Here is a 20,796-nt window from a genome sequence, read left to right as displayed (position 1 = left end):
GTGTGGTCGTACCCCAGGGTCAGCCGGGCAGGCGGGGACCCGCCTCGCGCTGCTCGGCCAGCCAGGTCTCCACCTCGGCGGCCGCACGTGGCAGCCCGGCGGAGAGGTTCACCGCTCCGGTCGCGGTGACCAGGATGTCGTCCTCGATCCGGATGCCGATGCCGCGCAGTTCCTCGGGCACCAGCTCGTCCTCGGGCTGGAAGTAGAGCCCGGGCTCGACGGTGAGCACGTAGCCCTCGCCCAGCGTGCCGTCCCGGTACTTCTCCTTGCGGGCGTTCGCGCAGTCGTGCACGTCGATGCCGAGCATGTGGCTGGTGCCGTGCAGCGTCCAGCGCCGGTAGACCGTCGATCCCCCGTCCATCGCCTCGTCGACGCTCACCGGCAGCAGGCCCAGGTCGGACAGCGCCTCGGCGAGCACCCGCATCGCCGTCAGGTGGACCTCCCGGAACGCCACGCCGGGTCGGATCGCGTCGATGCCGGCCTGCTGCGCGGCGTGCACGGCGTCGTAGACCTGACGCTGGAGCGGGGTGAACCGGCCGTCGACCGGCAGCACCCGCGTGACGTCGGCGGTGTAGAGGTGGCGGTTCTCCACGCCCATGTCCATCAGCAGCAGCTCGCCCGGCCGGGTGGTGCCGTGGTTGTGCACCCAGTGCAGGACCGTGGCGTGCTCGCCCGCGCCGACGATCGAGCCGTAGCCGACGTCGTTGCCGTCGTGCCGGGCACGCAGCGCGAAGATCCCCTCCAGCAGGCGCTCCGAGACGCCCCGGTCCGCCGGCAGGGCCCGGGCCACGTCCTCGAAGCCCCGGACGGTCGCGTCGACCGCGTCCTGGAGCTGGGCGATCTCCCACTCGTCCTTGACCAGCTTCAGTTCCGAGATCGCGATCGCCAGTTCCCGGTCGCGGGCCGGCTGGCCCTCGGCACGGTGGCCGTCGTGGGGGCGCACGGCCGTGTCCACCCGCGCGTCGAACCCGCGCAGCACCCGGGTACGCCCCGGCGCCAGGTCGGCCAGCGTCGCGTCCAGCTCGGTCAGGTCCGCCGTGGGCAGGCCCAGCTCGGTCGACTTCTCGGCCAGGGTGTGCCGCCGGCCCACCCACAGCTCGCCGTGCCGGCTGCGGAAGAACTCGTCGGTCCGCCGCGACGACCGGGGCCGCATGTACAGGGTGGCGTCGTGGCCCGAGCCGTTCGGCCGCAGCACGAGCACGCCGTCCGGGTCGTGGTCGCCGGTCAGGTAGGCGAAGTCGCTGCCCGGCCGGAACGGGTGGTCGGTGTCGTTGGCGCGTACCTTCTCGCCGCCGGTCGGGATCACCAGGGTCTCGCCCGGGAAGGCGGCCGAGAGCGCGGCCCGGCGCTTGGCGTGGTTCGGCACCTCCGGTCGCGGGCCGACCGGCAGGGTGGTGTCCCGCCAGCCCTGCCGCATGAAGGCCAGGAACGCCTCGGGAAAGTCCGGGTCGTGCGACTCGGTGCCGTCCGCCGGCCTGCTGTCGGTACGTCCCTCGGCCATGCCTAGCCTCCCTCGCGTCGTCGCAGGTCAGACGGTACCGCGCGCCGTCGGGGGCCGGCCGGGCCGGGACCGCCGGGAGTGCCGTGGGCGACGGATGCCACCCGTCCGGGTCGTCCGTCGTCGGCCGTCGGCTGCCGACGTCCTCCCGCCTGGGCGCACGGTGTCGCGACGGCGAGAGCCCAGCGGTGCCGCGACGGCCGCTCGGGCCGCGTGGAAAGATGACCACCATGTGCGGACTCCTGGCCTTCTTCAGTGCGCGCGGCGACGCCGCCGCCCACCGCGACAACATCGCCGGGGCGTTGGAATGCCTGCACCACCGCGGACCGGACGAGACCGGTGTCGAGGTGGTCGGCGACGCCTCCGGCCGGTACGCGGACGGCGTGTTCGCGCACAAGCGGTTGGCGATCATCGACGTGGCCTCCAGCCAAGAGCCCCTGTCCTACGCGAACGGGCGTTACCTGCTCACCTTCAACGGCGAGATCTACAACTACATCGAGTTGCGCGAGGAGCTGATCCGGGACTTCGGCGCGCAGTTCGCCACCGCCGGTGACGGCGAGGTGATCGTCGCCGGCTACCACTTCTGGGGCGAGCAGGTGCTCACCCGGCTGCGCGGCATGTTCGCCTTCGTCATCTGGGACCGGCAGGAGCGCCGCGCGTTCGGCGGCCGGGACTACTTCGGCATCAAGCCGCTGCACTACCTGGAGACCGCCGACGGCCTCTACCTGGCCTCGGAGAAGAAGGCGCTGCTGCCCTTCGCCCACTCCAACTACCAGGGCGACGCCGGCATCGACACGGCCAACCTCAGCCACTACCTGACCCTGCAGTACGTGCCCGAGCCCGGCACCCTGCACAAGGGCATCAGCCGGATCGGCTCCGGCGAGTACCTGAGCTGGACCCCGGGCGGGCGCATCGACGTGCGTCGGTGGTACCGGCCGGTGTTCCGGCCCACCCCGGTCGACGACGAGCAGCGGCTCTACCACGAGATCCGGGAGACGCTGCGGGAGAGCGTACGGATGCACATGCGCTCCGACGTGCCGGTCGGCTCGTTCCTCTCCAGCGGCATCGACTCGACCGCCGTGGTGGCCCTGGCCCGGGAGTTCAACCCGAACATCCTCACCTTCACCGTCGGCTACGACGTCCCGGGCTACTCGGAGATCGACGTCGCCCAGGACTCGGCCCGGCACCTCGACGTGACCACCATCCCGACCAAGATCGGGCCGTACGACATGATCGAGGCGCTGCCGAAGATCGTCTGGCACCTGGACGACCCGGTGGCCGACCCGGCCCTGGTGCCCCTCTACTTCGTGGCCAAGAAGGCCGCCGAGCACGTCACCGTGGTGCTCTCCGGCGAGGGCGCCGACGAGTTCTTCGGCGGCTACACCATCTACCGCGAGCCGCTGTCGTTGAGCTCGGTCAACGGGCTGCCCGACGGGGTGCAGAAGGGGCTGCGGGCGGTCTCCAAGGCCATCCCGCAGGGGGTGAAGGGCAAGAGCTTCCTGGAGCGCGGCACCACCCCGATCGAACAGCGCTACTACGGCAACGCCCGGATGTTCACCGAGGAGGAGAAGCAGCACCTGCTGCGCCGCTACGACCCCTCGGTCCGCTACACCGACGTCACCGCGCCCATCTACGCCGAGTGCACCGAGCTCGACGACGTCACCAAGATGCAGTACGTCGACCTCTACACCTGGCTGCGCGGCGACATCCTGGTCAAGGCCGACCGGATCTCGATGGCGCACTCGCTGGAGGTGCGGGTGCCCTTCCTGGACCGCGCGGTCTTCGACGTGGCGTCGCGGATCCCGGTGGACCTGAAGCTCCCGCCCCGCTCCGACGCCACCAAGTACGCGATGCGCCAGGCGCTGCAGGGCGTGGTGCCGCCGGCCATCGTCAACCGCAGGAAGCTCGGCTTCCCGACCCCCACCCGGGTCTGGCTGCGCGGCGAGATGTACGAGTGGGCCCGGCACGTGCTGTCCACCTCCGGCGCCGGTGACCTGCTCGACCTGTCGTACGCGATGCGGCTGCTGGAGGAGCACAAGCGGGAGGAGGCCGACCACTCCCGCAAGGTGTGGACGGTGCTGATCTTCTGCATCTGGCACGCCATCTTCGTCGCCAAGACCCTCGACCCGGGCATCCAGCGCAACCAGTCCGCCCTGCTCACCAAGCCCGTGGTCGGCTCCATGGTCCGCTGACCGCCCCGCCCGCCCAGGACCCCGCCCCCGGCCGGCGGTCCCGCTGTCGGTCAAGAGGTTTGCGTCCCCGGAGTCGTTCCCGGAGGACGCAAACCTCTTGACCGTTTCAGGGGTGCGGGGTCAGGCAGGGTGCGGTCAGCGGCCGGAGCAGGTGACCGTGGGCAGGGTGTTGGTGCCGTTGGTGGTGGCGACGAAGCCGAAGGTCGTGGTGCCCTCCGGGGGGATCGCGCCGTTGTACGGCGCGTTGGTCACGGTGACCGAGGAGCCGGACGTGCTCAGCGTGCCGCTCCACAGGCTGTTGATGCTCTGTCCGCTGGGCCACGTCCAGTTGGCCGTCCAGCCCGACCACGTCGACGCGCTGTGGTTCATGATCATGACCTCGCCCTGGAAGCCGCCGTTCCAGGCGCTGATCACCTTGAAGACCGGCATGCAGTCACCGCTGTGCGGCGGCGGCGTGGTCGGGTTCGGCGGCGGCGTGGTCGGGTTCGGCGGCGGCGTGGTCGGGTTGGGCGGGGGAGTCGTCGGGTTCGGCGGCGGGGTCGTCGGGTTGGGCGGCGGCGTGCCGCCCGGGCCGACGCCGGTGACCTCGCCGTTGCCGCCGTCGAAGGTGACGTCCGAGCAGCCGAAGAAGTTCTCCTGGCTGTCGGAGCGCACCCAGCGCGAGTAGATGACGTGCCGGCCGCTCTTGTTGGTGGGCAGGTTGCCGCTGAAGTAGTAGTGCCCGTCGTTGGTGCCGCTCGAGCCGCGCTGCGGCGGGTTGGTCACCGTCAGGAACGGCTCCTCCAGGTCGTTCCAGGCCAGCGGTCGGCCCGGGCTCCAACTGTCCTTCGTGACGTAGAAGTAGAAGGTGCCCGGGTGGTGGGCCCAGTTGCTGTAGCGGAAGTCCAGCCGGGCCCCGGCCGTCAGGTGGGTCAGCGGCCAGTCGGTGCGGGCCAGGTCGTACCCGGCGAAGCCCGGGTTGCCGCCGCTGCACAGCTTGCCGTCCGGGATGAAGCCGACGGTCCGGCCGCCGGCGTCGGAACGCAGCACGCTGAACCAGTTGTAGAGCGAGTTGGTCCCGCTCTGGGCCACGGCGGCGGAGCAGGCGGGATTGTTCGGCTTGATCTCGCCGGTGCTGGTGAGACCGTCCTTCCAACAGAGGTAGGTGCGGCTGCCGGGCGTCATCGGGGTGCCGTGCGCGGCGGCGGGGTCGGGCCCCGCCGTCAGGGCGACGGCGCCCACGAGAAGGGTCGCGGCCGCGGTGAGCAACGCGGCCGTACGCGATCGGTGGGACACGGGTTCTCCTCACTCGCGGGACGCGGGCGCCCCGCGGGCAACGCGCGGGAGGCGGCGCCGGCCGCCCCGCTGCGACACGGGCATGGCGGTCGTGGCGGACGTGCCCGGCGCGGATGGCCGGTGGACGTGCGCCGTCGGCGGCCCGACTCGCGGGCCGGTGCCCTCGCGTGGACGTGAAACCCGGCGCCAGCGGTGCGGCAGCCCCCGCACCAGCCGGCAAGCGCCATCCCACCACGGGACGACGAGCCGCGCAATAGCCGTTGCTCGATGTGTCAGTAGCGCTCGACGAGGTGCTCCCGGCCGGGCGGCGGTTCGTAGGGCTCCGGCCAGAACTCGGTCACCTCGCGGACGAGACCGGCCTCGTCGAGGTCGAGGAAGCTCGCGGCGGAAAGCACCTCGCCCCCGAGTGCGCAGGTGATCCAGCAGGCGGCGTGCCGGCCCGAGGCGACCGCCCGGGTCACCGTGAGGTGCCAGCCGTCGGCGTACTCCTGGTTGAAGCGCAGCAACGACTCCCGGCCCACGACCCGCTCGCGCGTCTGTGGCAGGTGGTAGACCACGTCGTCGGCGAGCAGCCGGCCGAAGGCCACCCAGTCGCGCGCCTCCAACGCCGCCCAGTAGGCCGACACGGTGGCTTCAGCGCTCGTCATGGGGGTGACTGTGCCAGGCTGGTACGACAAGATCGCTCGGCGGGCGGCGTGGACGGAGGACCGGCATGGGATACGCGGTGGTGCTGGGCGAGGCGCTGGTCGACCTGCTCGACACCGAGCGCGACGGCGAGCCCGTCTACCGGCAGGCCGTCGGCGGCGGGCCGCTGAACGTGGCGGTCGCCGTCGCCCGGCTCGGCGGCGCGGTGCAGTTCGTCGGGTCGCTCGGCGACGACGTCCTGGCCGGGCGGATCCGTGCCGTCCTGACCGGGGCGGGCGTCGGCCTCACCGGGGCGGTCACCGTCCCCGCCCCGACCGCCCTGGCGGTGGCCACCTTCGCCGGCCCCGAGCCAGACTTCCGGTTCTACGGCGAGCCGCCCTCCTACGGGATGCTCGGCCCCGACGACCTCGACGCCGGGCTGGTCGCGGGCGCCGACGTCGTCTACTGCGGTTCGATCGTGCTGCTCCAGCCGCCGGCGCTGGCCGCCGCGCGTCGGGCCTGGGGCCTTGCCTGCGGGCTGCGGGTCTTCGACCCGAACGTGCGCCCCCGGCTGCTCGACGGGCCGGGCGCACTGGCCGGGCTGCGCCGGGTGGTGGCGGAGTTCGCCGCCGGCGCCCACCTCGTCAAGCTCAGCGCCGCCGACGCGGAACTGCTCTATCCCGGCGAACCCGAGGAGGGCGTGGCGGCGTACCTGCGGGAACTCGGCGCCGGCACCGTCGTGGTCACCCTCGGCGCCGCCGGCGCGGTGCTCGCCGCCGCCGGTGCCGATCCGGTACGCGTACCCGCGCCGAAGGTCGACGCGGTCGACGCCACCGGCGCGGGCGACTCGGTGATGGGGGCGCTCGTCGCGGACCTGCTGGTCGACGGCGAGCCCACGGACCCGGCGGCCTGGCCCGAGCGGGTGGCCTTCGCGCTGCGGGTCGCCGGCCTGGTCTGCGAGTCGCCCGGCGGCGCGACCGCCATGCCCACCCGCGCCGAGGTCCTCGCCCGCTTCGCCCACTGACCGCCGCTCGCTCCCGCGGGCGCCGTGCCGCGGCCCGCCGGTCGCGTTGGACCCGCTGACCGGGCCCTCCCACAGCGTCAGGCGGTGCCGTCGAGCTCGGCGTAGCCCCGGCGGGCGGCGTGCAGGGCGGGACGGGCGCCGAAGGGCGCCTCGGCGGCGACGCGCTCGGGCGGGGCGCCGCCGGTGTGCCCGGCGCGGATGAGCCAGGCCAGCTCGGCGAGCCCGGCGTGCTGGGCGCGGACGAACCCGGCGTCCACCGGCTCGCCGTGCCCCGGCACGACCACGGTCTCCGGGGTGGTCATCCGCAGCAGCTCCGCCACCGTGTCGGGCCACTGCAACGGGTACGACTCCTCGAAGGCGGGCGGGCCGCTCTGCTCCACCAGGTCACCGGCGACCAGCACGTCGGCGTCCGGCACGTGCACCACCAGGTCGCCCGCGGTGTGCCCACGACCGGGGTGGCGCAGCACCACCCGCCGGCCGCCCACGTCGAGCACTGTCTCGGCGTGCACGGTGTGCGTCGGCGCCAGCAGCGTCGTCGTGGCCACCTCCTCGGCCAGCGCGGGCTGCGTGTCGCGCAGTTCCGCGTACGCCTCGCGGCGCAGCCGGTCCGGCTCGCGCATCGCCTCGGCCGCGATCTCGTGCGCGTACACCGGGCGGGGCGGGTCGGCGGCGAGCGTCGCGTTGCCGAAGCAGTGGTCGAAGTGGTGGTGGGTGTTGACCAGCGTCCACGGCGCGGCGGTGACGGCCCGCGCGGCGTCGGCCAGCGCGGCGGCCTGCCCCGCGGTGGAGAGCGTGTCGACGACCAGCGCGGCCCCGTCGCCGACGACCAGGGTGACGTTGACGTGCAGCAACGGCTCGCGCAGCACGTGCACCCCGTCGGCGACCCGCACGAAGCGGGCGGTCACGACGACCGCGCGGCGCGTTCCACGAAGCGCTGCCGGTCGACCAGCACCCGCTCCACCCGGCCCTCGGCGACCGTCGCGTCGCCGTCGCTGACGCTCACCTCGAAGTGCAGCCGCCGCCCGTCGACCGCGGTCAGCCGCGCCTGTGCCACCACCGTCCGCCCGACCGGGGTGGCCGCGAGATGGTCGAGCTCGACCCGGGTTCCGACGGTCGTCGACCCGCCCGGCATCCGGGCGGCGGTGGCCGCGACCGTGGCCGCCTCGGCGAGGGCGAGCACGCGGGGCGTGCCGAGGACGGGCACGTCCCCGGAGCCGACCGCCTGGGCGGTGTCGGTGTCGGTGACGGTCAGCTCCACCCGGGCGGTCAGGCCCGGGGTCAGCGCGGACTCCGGCTGCTCCTGCATCGCCAAAGCCTAGCCGAGACGACACGGGCGGTGGTCGGCGTCGGTCGATGCCGCCCGCGCCGTTAACCTTGACCGCGATGTCTGTCGCGACCGACCCCCAGCCCCCTGCCCGCAGCGAGCCACCCGCCTCGCCCGACGGCGGGCGTCGCCGGGTGGTCGCGATGACGGTGTGGGGGGTCGCCTTCGTCGCCGGATGGCTCGGCATCGGCCTGCCGACCGACCCGGCGTACGCCTTCCTGTGGATCTGGGCGGCGACGATCGCCTGGCACAGCAGCCGGCCGTGGCGCAGCCACCTGCGCTTCGCGCGGGACTGGGTGCCGGTGGTGCTGCTGCTCGCCGTCTACAACCTGTCCCGGGGCTTCGCCGACAACGGCGCCACCCCGCACGCGTACGAGCTGATCGTCGCCGACCGGGTCATGTTCGGCTGGGCCACCGGCGGGCAGGTGCCGACGACCTGGCTCCAGGAACACCTCTACCGGCCCGAGGTGCACTGGTGGGACGTCGCCGTGAGCTGGGTCTACTTCTCCCACTTCGTGGTGGCGCTGGCCGCCGCGGCGGTGCTCTGGCTGCGCGACCGGGGGCGGTGGGCGGCCTTCATGCGCCGCTGGGGCTTCCTGTGCGCCACCGGCCTGATCACCTACTTCCTCTACCCGGCCGCCCCGCCCTGGTGGGCGGCGCAGAACGGCCTGCTGGAGGAGGTCGCCCGGATCTCCACGCGCGGGTGGAAGGCGTTCGGCATGCACGGCGCCGGCAACCTGCTCAACGCCGGGCAGATCGCCTCCAACCCGGTGGCCGCGATGCCCTCGCTGCACACCGCGTTCGCGTTGTTCGTGGTGCTGTTCTTCCTGCGGCAGACCCGCCGCCGCTGGTGGCCGCTGCTGCTGACGTACCCGCTGGCGATGACGTTCACCCTGGTCTATTCGGGCGAGCACTACGTCATCGACGTGCTGGTCGGCTGGGCGTACGTCGGGATGACCTTCCTCGCGGTCGGCCTGGCCGAGCGCTGGTGGGCGGCCCGCAGGGCCCGCAGGGCCCGCCGGGCCCCGGCGGGGCCCGGCGCCGCGCCGACCGACCCGCCGGCCGCCGCCGAGCCGCCACCGGTGACCGCGGCCCGCTGACCGCCTCCGGGCGGGGTCAGCCCGCCCGGCGGGCGGCCCGCGCGCGGGCCGTCAGTTCCGCCGCGAGGACCCACGCCTCGGTGACGTCCCGGTCCCGGGCGGCGGCGCCGGCGCCGCCGGCCGTGTCGGCGTGCACCGTCGCCAGCCGCAGGCGCCGCTGCGCCGGCCCCTGCACGACCCGCACGCTCTGGATCCGGGCGTACGGCACCAGCGCCACCTGCCGGGTGAGCAGGCCGGACCGGACGGCGAAGACCCGGGCGTCGAGCCCGGCTCCGAGCACCTGCCGGCTCAGCGGGTTGAGCCAGCGGGCCCGCTCCGGCGGCGGGCTCAACGGCAGCGCCTCCAGCCGCACCCCGGGCAGCACCTCGGCCACGATCGCCTCGCCGGTCGCCAGGTCCCCGACGGGGAGCAGCCGGTCCGGCCGGTTGCGCTCGTCGGCCTCGCCGGCGGAGTAGCCCGCGACCTCCAACCGCAGCCGCAGCCAGCCCTTGACCCGCCACAGCAGCGGCCAGGTCACCCCGACGGCCTGCACCCGGTCCAGCGGCACGGTCTGCGCGCGCGTCTCCAGCAGCCCGTTGCGGATCCGCAGCGTGCCCTCGTCCCGGGCGAGCCGGAAGTTCCAGTCGTCGAGCACCCGCCGTACCGGTTGCAGCAGCACGCCCGCCATGGCGGTCAGGGTGCTCGCCACCGCGACGAACGACCAGGAGTCCTCGGAGAGGAACTGCGCCACCACGAAGGCCACGCCGAACGGGATCATGAACGCCTGCGGGGTCAGCAGTTGGCTGACCAGCAGGTCGTTGTTCGCCACGGCGTGCAGCGGCCGGCCGGGCGGTGCTGCCGGCGTCCCCGCCGGATCCGCGGCCAGCCCGGGCGGCGGCGCGCTCGTCCCGGCCGTGACCCGCCCGGCGAGGGCGAGCAGCCGCTGGCGCAGCGCGGCCGCCTCCGCGACGCCCAGGTAGGCCAGCGGCGCCTCGGTCTTGCCCCCGCCCACCACCTCCAGTCGCAGCTCCGCCAGGCCGGTGAGCTGGGCGAGCAGCGGGCGGACCACCTCGACGGCCTGGAGCCGTTCCAGCGGGATCGCCCGGGTGCGCCGCCAGATCAGCCCCTCGTACACCCGCAGCTCACGACCCACCACGTGGTAGCCGGTGTGGTACCAGCTCACCACGGCCAGCACGGTGGCACCCAGGGCCAGCACCGCCGCCATCACGGCGAACCAGCCGAAGCCGACGCGTGACAGCGTGGACCAGGACAGCCCGGCGATCACCACGACCAGGGACTTGGCGCCGTGCAGGGCGGGGCTCAGCGGGTGCAGCCGCTGCCGCGGCTCAGGACCCCCTGCCGGCCCGGGAACCGTGCCGGGGCCGGTCGTCCCCGGTGGGACGCCGGGCTCCGCCGGCGCCGGCCCGGGACGCTCCGTGCCCCGGGCGGCCGGGTCGCTCACAGGCCCTCCGCCCGGTCCTCGCCCAGCGCGGTGAGCCGGTCGCGCAGCCGGGACGCCTCCGCCGGGCGCAGCCCCGGCACCCGGGCGTCGCTCGCCGCCGCCGCCGTGTGCAACTGCACGGTGGCCAGCCCGAACGCGCGCTCCAGGGGCCCCGCGCTGACGTCCACGAACTGCATCCGGGAGTACGGCACGATGGACAGCCGCCGTACCAGCAGCCCGTGCCGGACCAGCAGGTCGTCCTCGCGCTCCGCGTAGCCCCAGGCCCGTACGGCGCGCACGATCGCCACGCTGCGCAGGACGCCGAACAGCAGCACCACGCCGACCGCTGCGCCGAAGAACCCGCTGCCACTGACCGCCCAGCCGACGCCCAGCCCGAGGGCGAGGACGATCAGCACCATCGCCAGGCGGATCAGCTCCACCCAGATCAGGTCGGACGAGACCGACTGCCAGCGGACGGTGTCCGGCCACGGCTCCAGGGGGCCGGGCGACGGGAGGGGCGAGGCCGGTGGCGGGCCGGCGGACCCGTCACCGCTCACCGTGGAGTTCCGTTGTGCGCGCTCACCCTTCGAGCGTAGGCGATCGGGGCGCCGGTACGACCTCCCGGAGGAAGCCGCGGGCGTCGAGAAAGTCGCCGAGGGTGGCGCGGTGCGCGGTGCACGCCAGCCAGGTCTTGCGCCGCTCGGCGTCGTGCAGCCGGGGATTGTTCCACCTCAGCGCCCACTCGGCCGGCGCGCGACAGCCGCGGGACGAGCAGATCAGCGGCTCGTCGGCGGGGAGGGGGGTGCTCATCCCGGCCAGTCTAGGGCGGCGGCACCGGAAGTTTGAGCGCCGGGCGGCCACGGGGGGAGCCGCCCGGCGACGGGGTGAATGGTACACGCGCGGCACCCGTCCGTGTCCACCCGTGATCGGCGATTCCGCCTCCCGAGGCGGCGTGGCGGGCCCGCGACGCGCCCCCGGGGACGGCACGGCGAAAATCGCCTTCTCCCTACCTCGGCACTCAGCCGGACATGCGAGTCTTGACACGCACCACGCCGCGCGACAACCGATCATGCTGTGGAGGACCGGTGGCCCAGCCGACCACGCCCGACGCCCCGACGCCGAACGGGACGGGCCCGGAGACATCCGAGCCGGTGACCACGCCGGCCGAGGACGCGACGCTGCTCGAGCGGGCGCTGTTCGAGACCAAACGGGTCATCGTCGGGCAGGACCGGATGGTGGAGCGGATGTTCGTCGCGCTGCTCGCCCGGGGCCACTGCCTGCTGGAGGGCGTGCCCGGGGTGGCGAAGACGCTCGCGGTGGAGACCCTCGCAAAGGTGGTCGGCGGCTCCTTCGCCCGGGTGCAGTTCACCCCCGACCTGGTGCCCGCCGACATCATGGGCACCCGCATCTACCGGCAGTCGAGCGAGAAGTTCGACGTCGAGCTGGGCCCGGTGTTCGTCAACTTCCTGCTCGCCGACGAGATCAACCGGGCGCCGGCCAAGGTGCAGTCGGCGTTGCTGGAGGTGATGAGCGAGCGGCAGGTGTCCATCGGCGGCGAGAGTCACCGGGTACCCGACCCGTTCCTGGTGATGGCGACGCAGAACCCGATCGAGCAGGAGGGCGTCTACCCGCTGCCCGAGGCCCAGCGGGACCGCTTCCTCATGAAGATCGTCGTCGGCTACCCGACCGACGCCGAGGAGCGGGAGATCGTCTACCGGATGGGGGTCGCCCCACCGCGGCCGGCGTCGGTCTTCACCACCGGCGACCTGATCGCCCTGCAACGCAAGGCCGACCAGGTCTTCGTGCACAACGCGCTGGTCGACTACGCGGTCCGGCTGGTGTTGGCCACCCGCGCTCCGGCGGAACACGGGATGCCCGACGTCGCCCAGCTCATCCAGTACGGCGCCAGCCCGCGCGCCTCGCTCGGCCTGGTCCGGGCCACCCGCGCGCTGGCACTGCTGCGCGGCCGGGACTACGCCCTGCCGCAGGACGTGCAGGACATCGCGCCGGACATCCTGCGCCACCGGCTCGTGCTCAGCTACGACGCGCTCGCCGACGACGTGCCCGCCGACCACGTGGTGCACCGGGTGATGTCCACCATCCCGCTGCCCTCGGTCGCGCCCCGGCAGCAGGCCACCCCCGCCCCCACGCCGACCGCCGCGCCGCCGGGCGCCGGTTGGCCCGGCCAGCGCCCGTGACCCCACCCGCCCGTCGGCCTGCCGACGTCCCCTCCGACCGCACCGAGGCCATCCTGTCGCGGCTGCAACTGATGGTCACCCGCAAACTCGACGGCCTGCTCCAGGGCGACTACGCCGGCCTGCTGCCCGGTCCGGGCAGCGAGGCGGGGGAGTCGCGCGAGTACCGCCCCGGCGACGACGTACGCCGGATGGACTGGCCGGTCACCGCCCGTACGACGACGCCGCACGTCCGACGTACGGTGGCCGACCGGGAGCTGGAGACGTGGCTGGCGGTGGACCTCTCGGCGAGCCTGGACTTCGGCACCGGCCGTTGGCTCAAGCGCGACGTCGTGGTGGCCGCCGCGGCGGCGCTGGCCCACCTGACCGTGCGCGGCGGCAACCGGATCGGCGCGGTGATCGGCAGCGGCGGTGGCGCGAGCGCCCCGGCCCGCCGGTGGCACCCGGCGCCGCCGGTGGCCGGCCCGGACGTCTACACCCGGCTGCCCGCGCGTTCCGGGCGCAAGGAGGCCCAGGCGCTGCTGCGGGCGATCGCCGGCACCGAGATCCGCCCCGGGCGCAGCGATCTGGGCGCGCTGGTGGACATGCTCAACCGGCCGCCCCGGCGGCGCGGCGTGGCAGTGGTGATCTCCGATTTCCTCGCCCCGCCGCAGCGGTGGGCCCGGCCGCTGCGTAAGCTGCGCGTCCGGCACGACGTGGTGGCGATCGAGGTGGTCGATCCCCGTGAGCTGGAGCTGCCCGACGTCGGGGTGCTGCCGGTGGTCGATCCGGAGACCGGTGAGCTGCACGAGGTGCAGACCGCCGACCCGCGGCTGCGCCACCGCTACGCCGAGGCGGCGGCCGCCCAGCGGGCCGAGATCTCCGCGGCGCTGCGCGGCGCGGGTGCGGCCCACCTGCGACTGCGTACGGACCGAGACTGGCTGCTCGACATGGTGCGTTTCGTGGCCGCGCAGCGGCACGCGCGCACCAGGGGGACGACACGATGATCCGCTTTCTGCAACCGTGGTGGCTACTGGCCGTGCTGCCGGTGTTCGCCCTGGCCGCGCTCTACGTGTGGCGGCAGCTGCACCGCCGGGCGTACGCGCTGCGGTTCACCAACGTGGACCTGCTGCGCACCCTGGCACCGAAGGGGCTGGGCTGGCGGCGGCACGTGCCGGCGACGGCGTTCCTGCTCTGCCTGCTGGTGCTGGCGACCGCACTGGCCCGGCCGTCGGTCGACACCCGGGAGCCGCTGGAACGGGCCACCGTGATGCTCGCCATCGACGTGTCGCTGTCCATGCAGGCCGACGACGTGTCGCCGAACCGGCTGGAGGCGGCGCAGGAGGCGGCCAAGCAGTTCGTCGGCGAGCTGCCGGAGAGCTACAACCTGGGGCTGGTCTCGTTCGCCAAGTCGGCGAACGTACTGGTGCCGCCGGGCAAGGACCGGGCGGCGGTGACCAGCGCGATCGACGGGCTGGTGCTGGCCGAGGCTACGGCGACCGGGGAGGCGGTCCTCACCTGCCTGGAGGCGATCCGGTCGGTGCCGGCGGACGGCGCGGCGGGGATCCCGCCGGCCCGCATCGTGCTGCTCTCCGACGGGTACCGCACCTCGGGGCGGTCGGTGGAGGAGGCGGCCGCCGCCGCGCAGGCGGCGAACGTGCCGGTCTCGACGATCGCCTTCGGCACCGACTCGGGGCAGGTGGACATCGGCGGTCAGCTGCAACGGGTGCCGGTGGACCGGCTGGCTCTGGCCGACCTGGCCGAGGCCACCGAGGGCTACTTCTACGAGGCGGCCTCGGTGACCGAGCTGAAGCAGGTCTACCAGGACATGGGCAGCTCGATCGGGTTCCGCACGGAACCCCGCGAGGTCACCCAGTGGTACGCGGGGGTGGCCCTGCTGCTGGCGCTCTGCGCCGGCGCGCTCAACCTGCTGTGGTCCTCGCGGATGCTCTGACGACGTGCGGGACGGCCGGTGGCGGTCGGTGGCCGCCGCCGACGCTCAGCGCGTGCCCCGGCAGTCCACGTGCCCCCGGCAGTCCCGCGCCCCGGCAGTCCCGCGCCCCGGTAGTCCGCGTGCCGCGGGCGGTCAGTGCGCGGTGCCGCCGGCGAGGACGAAGACGACGGCCACCCAGACGGCGGCGAGGGTGAAGCCCAGCGGGGCGACGTAGCGGCTCATGGACGGCTCCGGGTGGCGGCTGGACGGTCCGCGCGTGCGGGGGCGGACCGCAGGGGGTGGATCAGGACGCGCACACGAAGTCGTGACCGGGCGGCTCCCGGCGGGCCACCCGGGCGGCGGGCGGCGCGGCCCGGTCACCCGGCGCGGGGCCGGTGACCGGGCGGAGGCGGGGAGCGGAGCTGGGTCAGCTCACCTGCTGAGTCGTGGCTCAGCGGGGCTGACGTTCGGCCCGGCCACGACTGGGAGGATCGCTATCTCGCACAGCGATCACCTCCTGCGGTCGGCGGGGCCCGGAACGCGGGCCGCACGGCCCGCAAGCGTGGATCATCGTACACCCGCGGGGTCCTGTCGGCGCACTCGGCCGAGCGGCCGGACCGACCAGCTCCGATGGGCCCGCAGCGCCGCCGGCGGCGCGCGGCCGGGGCCGCCGGCGGGCGACACCCGACCTGCCCGGACGTGCCCGGCGTTAGCGCTTACCTGCCGGTAACGCCTAGGCTCCGACCGACCGGGAGATCACTGAACCACAGGAGGAACCGTGGCCCGTACCGTCCTGGTGACCGGCGGCAACCGGGGGATCGGCCTGGCCATCGCGCAGGCCTTCGCCAAGGAGGGCGACCGGGTGGCGGTGACCCACCGCAGCGGCGAGCCCCCGGAGGGGCTGTTCGGCGTCCGCTGCGACGTGACCGACTCCGCGTCGGTCGACGCGGCGTTCACCGCCGTCGAGGCGGAGCTGGGACCGGTGCAGGTGCTCGTCGCCAACGCCGGGATCACCGACGACACGCTGCTGCTGCGGATGTCCGAGGAGCAGTTCACCCGCGTGCTCGACACCAACCTCACGGGCGCGTTCCGGTGCGCCAAGCGCGCCTCCGGCAAGATGCTGCGCGCGAAGTGGGGGCGCATGATCTTCATCTCCTCGGTGGTCGGCCTCTACGGCGGCCCGGGCCAGGTCAACTACGCCGCGAGCAAGGCTGGCCTGGTGGGTGTGGCCCGCTCGATCACCCGCGAGCTGGGCAGCCGCAACATCACGGCGAACGTGGTCGCGCCCGGCTACGTGGAGACCGACATGACCGCCGGCCTGCCCGAGGACCGCAGGACCGAGTACCGCAAGGCCATCCCCGCCAACCGCTTCGCGCAGCCGGACGAGATCGCGGGTGTGGTCACCTGGCTGGCCGGCGACGCCGCCGGCTACGTCTCCGGCGCCGTCATCCCCGTCGACGGCGGCCTCGGCATGGGCCACTGACCACGCGGTCACCGAAGAACTACGGAGGAACTCCTGCATGTCCGGACTGCTCGCCGGTAAGCGGCTGCTGGTCACCGGCGTCATCACCGACGCCTCGATCGCCTTCTCGGTGGCGAAGCTCGCCCAGGAGAACGGGGCGCAGGTCGTGCTCACCGGCTACGGCCGGCTCTCCCTGGTGGAGCGGATCGCCAGGCGACTGCCCGAGCCCGCCCCGGTGATCGAGCTGGACGTCACCGACGCCGACCACCTCGCCGGGCTCGGCGACCGCGTGCGCGAGCACGTCGACGGACTGGACGGGGTGGTGCACTCGATCGGGTTCGCCCCCCAGAGCTGCCTCGGCGGTGGCTTCCTCGACGCTCCCTGGGAAGACGTGGCCACCGCGCTGCACGTCTCCACGTACTCCTACAAGTCGCTGGCCATGGCGGCGCTGCCGCTGATGTCCGCCGGCGGCGCGGTGGTAGGTCTGACCTTCGACGCCACGAGGGCGTGGCCCGTCTACGACTGGATGGGCGTGGCCAAGGCCGGGCTGGAGTCCGCCTCCCGCTACCTGGCGCTGCACCTGGGCAAGCAGGGCATCCGCAGCAACCTCGTGGCCGCCGGGCCGCTGCGCACCATCGCCGCGAAGTCGATCCCCGGCTTCGACCAGTTCGAACAGGCCTGGGCCGATCGCGCGCCGCTGGGCTGGAGCCTCACCGACCAGGAGCCGGCCGCGCGGGCCTGCCTGGCGCTGCTGTCCGACTGGTTCCCGGCCACCACCGGCGAGATCGTGCACGTCGACGGCGGCTACCACGCCATCGGCGCCTGAGGTGTAAGGAAGGGCCCCTTACTAACGCTATGCGTTAGTAAGGGGCCCTTCCTTACACCAGGGGTGAGGGGGCCCCGCCCGGCGGGACGGGTCGACCGGGGAGAATGGGGCCCATGGCGTACGACGCGGTGGTCCTGGTGTCCTTCGGCGGACCGGAACGGCCCGAGGACGTGATGCCCTTCCTGCAGAACGTGACCCGGGGGCGGGGCGTGCCGCCGGAGCGGCTGGCGGAGGTCGCCGAGCACTACCAGCACTTCGGTGGCGTCTCCCCGATCAACCAGCAGTGCCGGGAGCTGTTGACGGCTGTCCGGGAGGACTTCGCGGCCAACGGCGTCGACCTGCCGGTCTACTGGGGCAACCGGAACTGGCACCCGATGCTCGCCGACACCGTGGCGCAGATGCGCGACGACGGCGTCACCCACGCCCTGGCGTTCGTGACCAGCGCCTACGGTGGCTACTCCTCCTGCCGGCAGTACCAGGAGGACATCGCCGCCGCCCGCGCGGCGGTCGGCCCGGACGCCCCGATGATCGACAAGATCCGCCAGTTCTGGGACCACCCCGGCTTCGTCGAGCCGCACGCCGACGCGGTGCGGGCGGCGCTCGGCCGGCTCGACCCGGCCCGGCGGGACAGCACCCGGCTGGTGTTCACCGCGCACTCGATCCCGAACTCGATGGCCGCGAACGCCGGCCCGCACGGCGGCCGGTACGAGGCGCAGCTCGCCGAGGTGGCCCGGCTGGTCCACGCCTCGGCCGCCCCGGACCTGCCCTGGGACCTGGTCTGGCAGAGCCGCTCCGGCCCGCCGCAGGTGCCGTGGCTGGAGCCGGACGTGAACGACCACCTGCGTACGCTGGCCGGGGCCGGCACCACCGCGGTGGTGGTCAGCCCGATCGGGTTCGTCTCCGACCACCTGGAGGTGGTGTGGGACCTGGACACGGAGGCGCGCCAGACGGCCGGGCAGCTCGGGCTGGAGCTCGTCCGGGCCGCCACCCCCGGCACCGACCCCCGCTTCGTGGCGATGGTCCGCGAGCTGGTTCGGGAGCGCACCGAGCCGGACGGTGTCGCCCTGCGCCGCCGCGTCGGCGAGCTGCCGATGTGGGACACCTGCCCCACGGTGTGCTGCGTCCCGGCCCGCCGCCCCTCCGCCGCGCCGGCCCCGCAGCATCCGGCTTCCTGACTTCCGCGCCGGCCCCGCAGCATCCGGCCTCCTGACTTCCGCGCCGGCCCCGCAGCATCCGGCCTCCCGACCGCCGCGCCGGCCCCGCCGGCGACCCCGACACCCCTGGAACGAGAGACGATGCAGGACCGCAGGCCGGTGGAGAGCTGGCTGACCGACATGGACGGCGTGCTGGTGCACGAGGGCCAGCCCGTGCCCGGGGCGCCGGAGTTCGTCTCCCGCCTGCGCGCCTCCGGCAAGCCGTTCCTGGTGCTCACCAACAACTCGATCTACACGCCGCGCGACCTCACGGCCCGGCTGAGCCGGATGGGCCTCGACGTGCCGGAGCAGTCGATCTGGTCCTCCGCGCTGGCCACCGCGCAGTTCCTGGCCGACCAGCGGCCGGGCGGCACCGCGTACGTGATCGGGGAGGCCGGGCTGACCACGGCGCTGCACGCGGTCGGCTACGTGCTGACCGACTTCGCCCCGGACTACGTGGTGCTGGGGGAGACCCGCACCTACAGCTTCGAGGCGATCACCAAGGCGGTCCGGCTGATCAACGACGGGGCCCGGTTCATCTGCACGAACCCCGACGTGACGGGCCCGTCGGTGGAGGGCGCGCTGCCGGCCGCCGGCTCGGTCGCCGCGATGATCTCCAAGGCGACGGGGGTCGAGCCGTACTTCGTCGGCAAGCCGAATCCGATGATGATGCGCTCCGCGCTGAACACGATCAACGCGCACTCCGAGACGACCGCGATGATCGGCGACCGGATGGACACCGACATCCTGTGCGGGCTGGAGGCCGGCCTGGAGACGATCCTGGTGCTGACCGGGATCAGCAGCCGCGCCGAGGCGGAGCGCTACCCGTACCGTCCCTCGCGGATCGTCAACTCCGTCGCCGACCTGGTCGACGAGGTCTGACCCGACCGCACGCGGGCGCCCCCGACGTCAGGGACGCAGCGGGGCGTTGCAGGCGGCGACCAGGGCCTGCCGGCAGGCGGTGGTCAGCGGGCGCAGCGCGGCGTCGCGCTGCTGGGCCTCGTAGTTGTTGATCGCGCCGCCCGGTGCGGCGTGCCCGGCCAGCGCCAGCACCCGGTCGAGCACGGCGGCCCGGGCGAAGAGCCGCCGGGCCCGCGGGTCGAACCCGGGCGGCAGGTCGGTGGCGCCGTCCGGTCGGCGCAGCGCCTCCAGCGCCCCGGCCAGCTCGGGGCGCCACTGGGCGACGTCGAGCCGGGTCAGCGCCGCGGTGGTGTCGTGCAGCGCCGCCGCCAGTTCCGCCTCGGCCTCGGCGGCGCCGGGCAGCGTGAGCGAGGCGGCCGGGGCGTCGGCCGGCAGCGGGTAGACCCGCCAGAGCACGGTCTCGAAGGTGTCGCCGGACCCCGAAGTGTGCGTGCGCACGTGCGGGATCAGCCCGAGGCCCCCGGCGACGACCGCCTCGCCGGCGACCAGCGCCGCGCCGGCGAAGTCGCCCGGACCGGGCAGCCCGCGCGGGTCGCCGGGCGCGGGCAGCACGAGCCGGATCTCGTCGGGCGAGAGCTTCGCGAGGGTGGGCAGTGCCTGGGGCAGGGGGACGTCGGTCCAGGTGCCGGGTGCGTCGGCAACCAGGTGTTCCTCGTCGCCGGCGATGGCGTCGGCCACCTCGTCGAAGGGCACCAGGCCGGCGCGCCAGGCGCGAACCCAGGCAACGAACCGGCTGGACCGGCGCGGTGTGAGAGTGGCCGCGCCCGCTGCGGGGGTGGACATGCCGAAAGGGTACGTGGTCACCACCGCCCCTGTCTCGACTGCCGCTCCGACCGCCCGCCACCCCGTCGATCATGCATCCACCACCCCGTCGATCATGAGGTTCCGGTGGGCGGAAGGTCGATGTCTGCCCCTTGTGCGGGCACCACGACTGCTGATCGCCGAGGGTCGGGGGCGGGGGCGGGGGCGGCGTGTCGGGTGCGGGGGGTGGGGTGGGGCGTTAGCTTGATCGGCATGGGGCGGTATGCGGAGGATGTGCTGGCGGGGGACTGGCGGCGGCGGAAGGTCACGCCCGAGGTGGACGCCGAGCCCGACCTGGTGGTCGAGGACGCCGACTCCGGCTTCTGCGGTGCGGTGGTCGGCTTCGAGGCCGGCGCGGTGGTGCTGGAGGACCGGCACGGGCGCCGGCGCAACTTCCCGCTGCTGCCGGCGGCGTTCCTGCTCGACGGGCGGCCCGTGACGCTGCGCCGGCCGACCCGCGCCCCGGTGCCGGCCGCCCGCCGCCGTACCGCCTCCGGCTCGATCGCCGTCGACGGCGTACGCGCCCAGGTCGCCAAGGCCAGCCGGATCTGGGTGGAGGGCATCCACGACGCCGCCCTGGTCGAGCGGATCTGGGGGGACGACCTGCGCGTCGAGGGCGTGGTGGTGGAGCCGCTGGACGGCATCGACGCGCTCGACGCCGAGGTACGCGACTTCGCCCCCGGCCCCGGCCGCCGCCTCGGCGTGCTCGTCGACCACCTGGTCGCCGGCTCCAAGGAGAGCCGGATCGTCGCGAAGGTGACCTCCCCGCACGTGCTGGTCACCGGGCACCCGTACGTCGACGTGTGGCAGGCCGTGAAGCCGGCCGCCCTGGGCATCGCCGCGTGGCCGGTGGTGCCGCCGGGGCGGCCGTGGAAGGAGGGCGTCTGCGCCGCGCTCGGGGTCGCCGAGCCGGCGGACATGTGGCGGCACATCCTGTCCCGGGTCGACAGCTTCGCCGACGTGGAGACCCCGCTGATCAACGCGATGGAACGCCTGATCGACTTCGTCACCGAACCAGCCTGAGCACCG

Annotated in this window: 20 protein-coding genes; 11 read left to right on the top strand and 9 right to left on the bottom strand. The window is 74.1% G+C overall.

Annotated elements, in window-relative coordinates; genetic code table 11:
- Positions 1–19: 19 nt before the first annotated feature.
- Positions 20–1,501, bottom strand: a complete 1,482-nt coding sequence (locus tag KBX06_RS09525) for an aminopeptidase P family protein (RefSeq protein WP_210833981.1) — start codon at positions 1,499–1,501, stop codon at positions 20–22.
- A 227-nt stretch (positions 1,502–1,728) separates the two neighbouring features.
- Between KBX06_RS09525 and asnB the strand changes: the two genes are divergently transcribed.
- Positions 1,729–3,690, top strand: a complete 1,962-nt coding sequence (gene asnB, locus KBX06_RS09520) for an asparagine synthase (glutamine-hydrolyzing) (protein WP_210834203.1) — start codon at positions 1,729–1,731, stop codon at positions 3,688–3,690.
- A 135-nt stretch (positions 3,691–3,825) separates the two neighbouring features.
- Here the strand turns inward: asnB and KBX06_RS09515 are convergent, their stop codons facing one another.
- Positions 3,826–4,965, bottom strand: coding sequence for a lytic polysaccharide monooxygenase (locus KBX06_RS09515; protein WP_210833979.1), 1,140 nt, complete (start codon positions 4,963–4,965; stop codon positions 3,826–3,828).
- Between the two features lie 272 nt (positions 4,966–5,237).
- Positions 5,238–5,612 (bottom strand): nuclear transport factor 2 family protein, encoded by a 375-nt coding sequence (locus KBX06_RS09510; protein WP_210833976.1) that lies wholly within the window; start codon positions 5,610–5,612, stop codon positions 5,238–5,240.
- A gap of 65 nt (positions 5,613–5,677) precedes the next feature.
- Between KBX06_RS09510 and KBX06_RS09505 the strand changes: the two genes are divergently transcribed.
- Positions 5,678–6,613, top strand: a complete 936-nt coding sequence (locus KBX06_RS09505) for a PfkB family carbohydrate kinase (protein ID WP_210833974.1) — start codon at positions 5,678–5,680, stop codon at positions 6,611–6,613.
- 77 nt (positions 6,614–6,690) lie between these two features.
- Here the strand turns inward: KBX06_RS09505 and KBX06_RS09500 are convergent, their stop codons facing one another.
- Together KBX06_RS09500 and KBX06_RS09495 are read right to left on the bottom strand one after the other, a co-directional pair.
- Entirely contained in the window at positions 6,691–7,518 is an 828-nt protein-coding gene (locus tag KBX06_RS09500) for an MBL fold metallo-hydrolase (protein WP_210833972.1), read from the bottom strand.
- Positions 7,515–7,919 (bottom strand): thioesterase family protein, encoded by a 405-nt coding sequence (locus KBX06_RS09495; protein WP_210833970.1) that lies wholly within the window; start codon positions 7,917–7,919, stop codon positions 7,515–7,517. The genes KBX06_RS09500 and KBX06_RS09495 overlap by 4 nt, the downstream gene beginning before the upstream one ends.
- A gap of 77 nt (positions 7,920–7,996) precedes the next feature.
- Here KBX06_RS09495 and KBX06_RS09490 point away from each other — a divergent pair, with 77 nt between their 5' ends.
- A complete protein-coding gene (locus tag KBX06_RS09490) occupies positions 7,997–9,037 on the top strand; it encodes a phosphatase PAP2 family protein (protein ID WP_210833968.1) in 1,041 nt (346 codons plus the stop codon).
- Between the two features lie 16 nt (positions 9,038–9,053).
- Here the strand turns inward: KBX06_RS09490 and KBX06_RS09485 are convergent, their stop codons facing one another.
- Genes KBX06_RS09485 through KBX06_RS09475 form a run of 3 tightly spaced genes read right to left on the bottom strand, consistent with a single transcriptional unit; the run spans position 9,054 to position 11,267 of the window.
- Positions 9,054–10,478, bottom strand: coding sequence for a PH domain-containing protein (locus tag KBX06_RS09485; protein WP_210833965.1), 1,425 nt, complete (start codon positions 10,476–10,478; stop codon positions 9,054–9,056).
- Entirely contained in the window at positions 10,475–11,014 is a 540-nt protein-coding gene (locus tag KBX06_RS09480; protein WP_210833956.1) for a PH domain-containing protein, read from the bottom strand. The genes KBX06_RS09485 and KBX06_RS09480 overlap by 4 nt, the downstream gene beginning before the upstream one ends.
- Positions 11,015–11,036: 22 nt before the next feature.
- On the bottom strand, positions 11,037–11,267 hold the full coding sequence (locus KBX06_RS09475) for a hypothetical protein (RefSeq protein WP_210833948.1): 231 nt from the start codon (positions 11,265–11,267) through the stop codon (positions 11,037–11,039).
- Between the two features lie 275 nt (positions 11,268–11,542).
- Here KBX06_RS09475 and KBX06_RS09470 point away from each other — a divergent pair, with 275 nt between their 5' ends.
- The 7 genes from KBX06_RS09470 (at position 11,543) to KBX06_RS09440 (ending at position 18,927) form a co-directional block, all read left to right on the top strand.
- On the top strand, positions 11,543–12,655 hold the full coding sequence (locus tag KBX06_RS09470) for a MoxR family ATPase (protein ID WP_210833946.1): 1,113 nt from the start codon (positions 11,543–11,545) through the stop codon (positions 12,653–12,655).
- Positions 12,634–13,638, top strand: coding sequence for a DUF58 domain-containing protein (locus tag KBX06_RS09465; RefSeq protein WP_210833944.1), 1,005 nt, complete (start codon positions 12,634–12,636; stop codon positions 13,636–13,638). The genes KBX06_RS09470 and KBX06_RS09465 overlap by 22 nt, the downstream gene beginning before the upstream one ends.
- On the top strand, positions 13,635–14,585 hold the full coding sequence (locus tag KBX06_RS09460; protein ID WP_210833942.1) for a VWA domain-containing protein: 951 nt from the start codon (positions 13,635–13,637) through the stop codon (positions 14,583–14,585). The genes KBX06_RS09465 and KBX06_RS09460 overlap by 4 nt, the downstream gene beginning before the upstream one ends.
- A gap of 757 nt (positions 14,586–15,342) precedes the next feature.
- Positions 15,343–16,047: a 3-oxoacyl-ACP reductase FabG gene (fabG, locus tag KBX06_RS09455; RefSeq protein WP_210833940.1), complete on the top strand. Its 705-nt coding sequence runs from the start codon at positions 15,343–15,345 to the stop codon at positions 16,045–16,047.
- Between the two features lie 37 nt (positions 16,048–16,084).
- Complete coding sequence (gene fabI, locus KBX06_RS09450; protein WP_210833938.1) at positions 16,085–16,852, top strand: enoyl-ACP reductase FabI; 768 nt, start codon at positions 16,085–16,087, stop codon at positions 16,850–16,852.
- 113 nt (positions 16,853–16,965) lie between these two features.
- Positions 16,966–18,027 carry a ferrochelatase gene (locus KBX06_RS09445; protein ID WP_210833936.1) on the top strand — a complete coding sequence of 354 codons (1,062 nt, stop codon included), beginning with the start codon at positions 16,966–16,968 and terminating at the stop codon, positions 18,025–18,027.
- A gap of 120 nt (positions 18,028–18,147) precedes the next feature.
- Positions 18,148–18,927, top strand: coding sequence for an HAD-IIA family hydrolase (locus tag KBX06_RS09440; protein WP_210833934.1), 780 nt, complete (start codon positions 18,148–18,150; stop codon positions 18,925–18,927).
- 27 nt (positions 18,928–18,954) lie between these two features.
- On the opposite strand, the gene KBX06_RS09435 is transcribed toward KBX06_RS09440, so the two are convergent.
- Positions 18,955–19,749: a hypothetical protein gene (locus KBX06_RS09435; RefSeq protein WP_210833932.1), complete on the bottom strand. Its 795-nt coding sequence runs from the start codon at positions 19,747–19,749 to the stop codon at positions 18,955–18,957.
- A gap of 231 nt (positions 19,750–19,980) precedes the next feature.
- On the opposite strand from KBX06_RS09435, the gene KBX06_RS09430 reads away from it, so the two are divergent.
- Entirely contained in the window at positions 19,981–20,790 is an 810-nt protein-coding gene (locus KBX06_RS09430) for a DUF3097 domain-containing protein (protein ID WP_210833930.1), read from the top strand.
- The last annotated feature ends 6 nt before the right edge of the window (positions 20,791–20,796 follow it).

Origin of the sequence: Micromonospora sp. C31 (assembly GCF_018070575.1) — a bacterium.
Classification (GTDB): Bacteria; Actinomycetota; Actinomycetes; order Mycobacteriales; family Micromonosporaceae; genus Micromonospora.
Note: the sequence above shows the minus strand (reverse complement) of the source record. Positions and strands in the feature narration are given on the sequence as shown.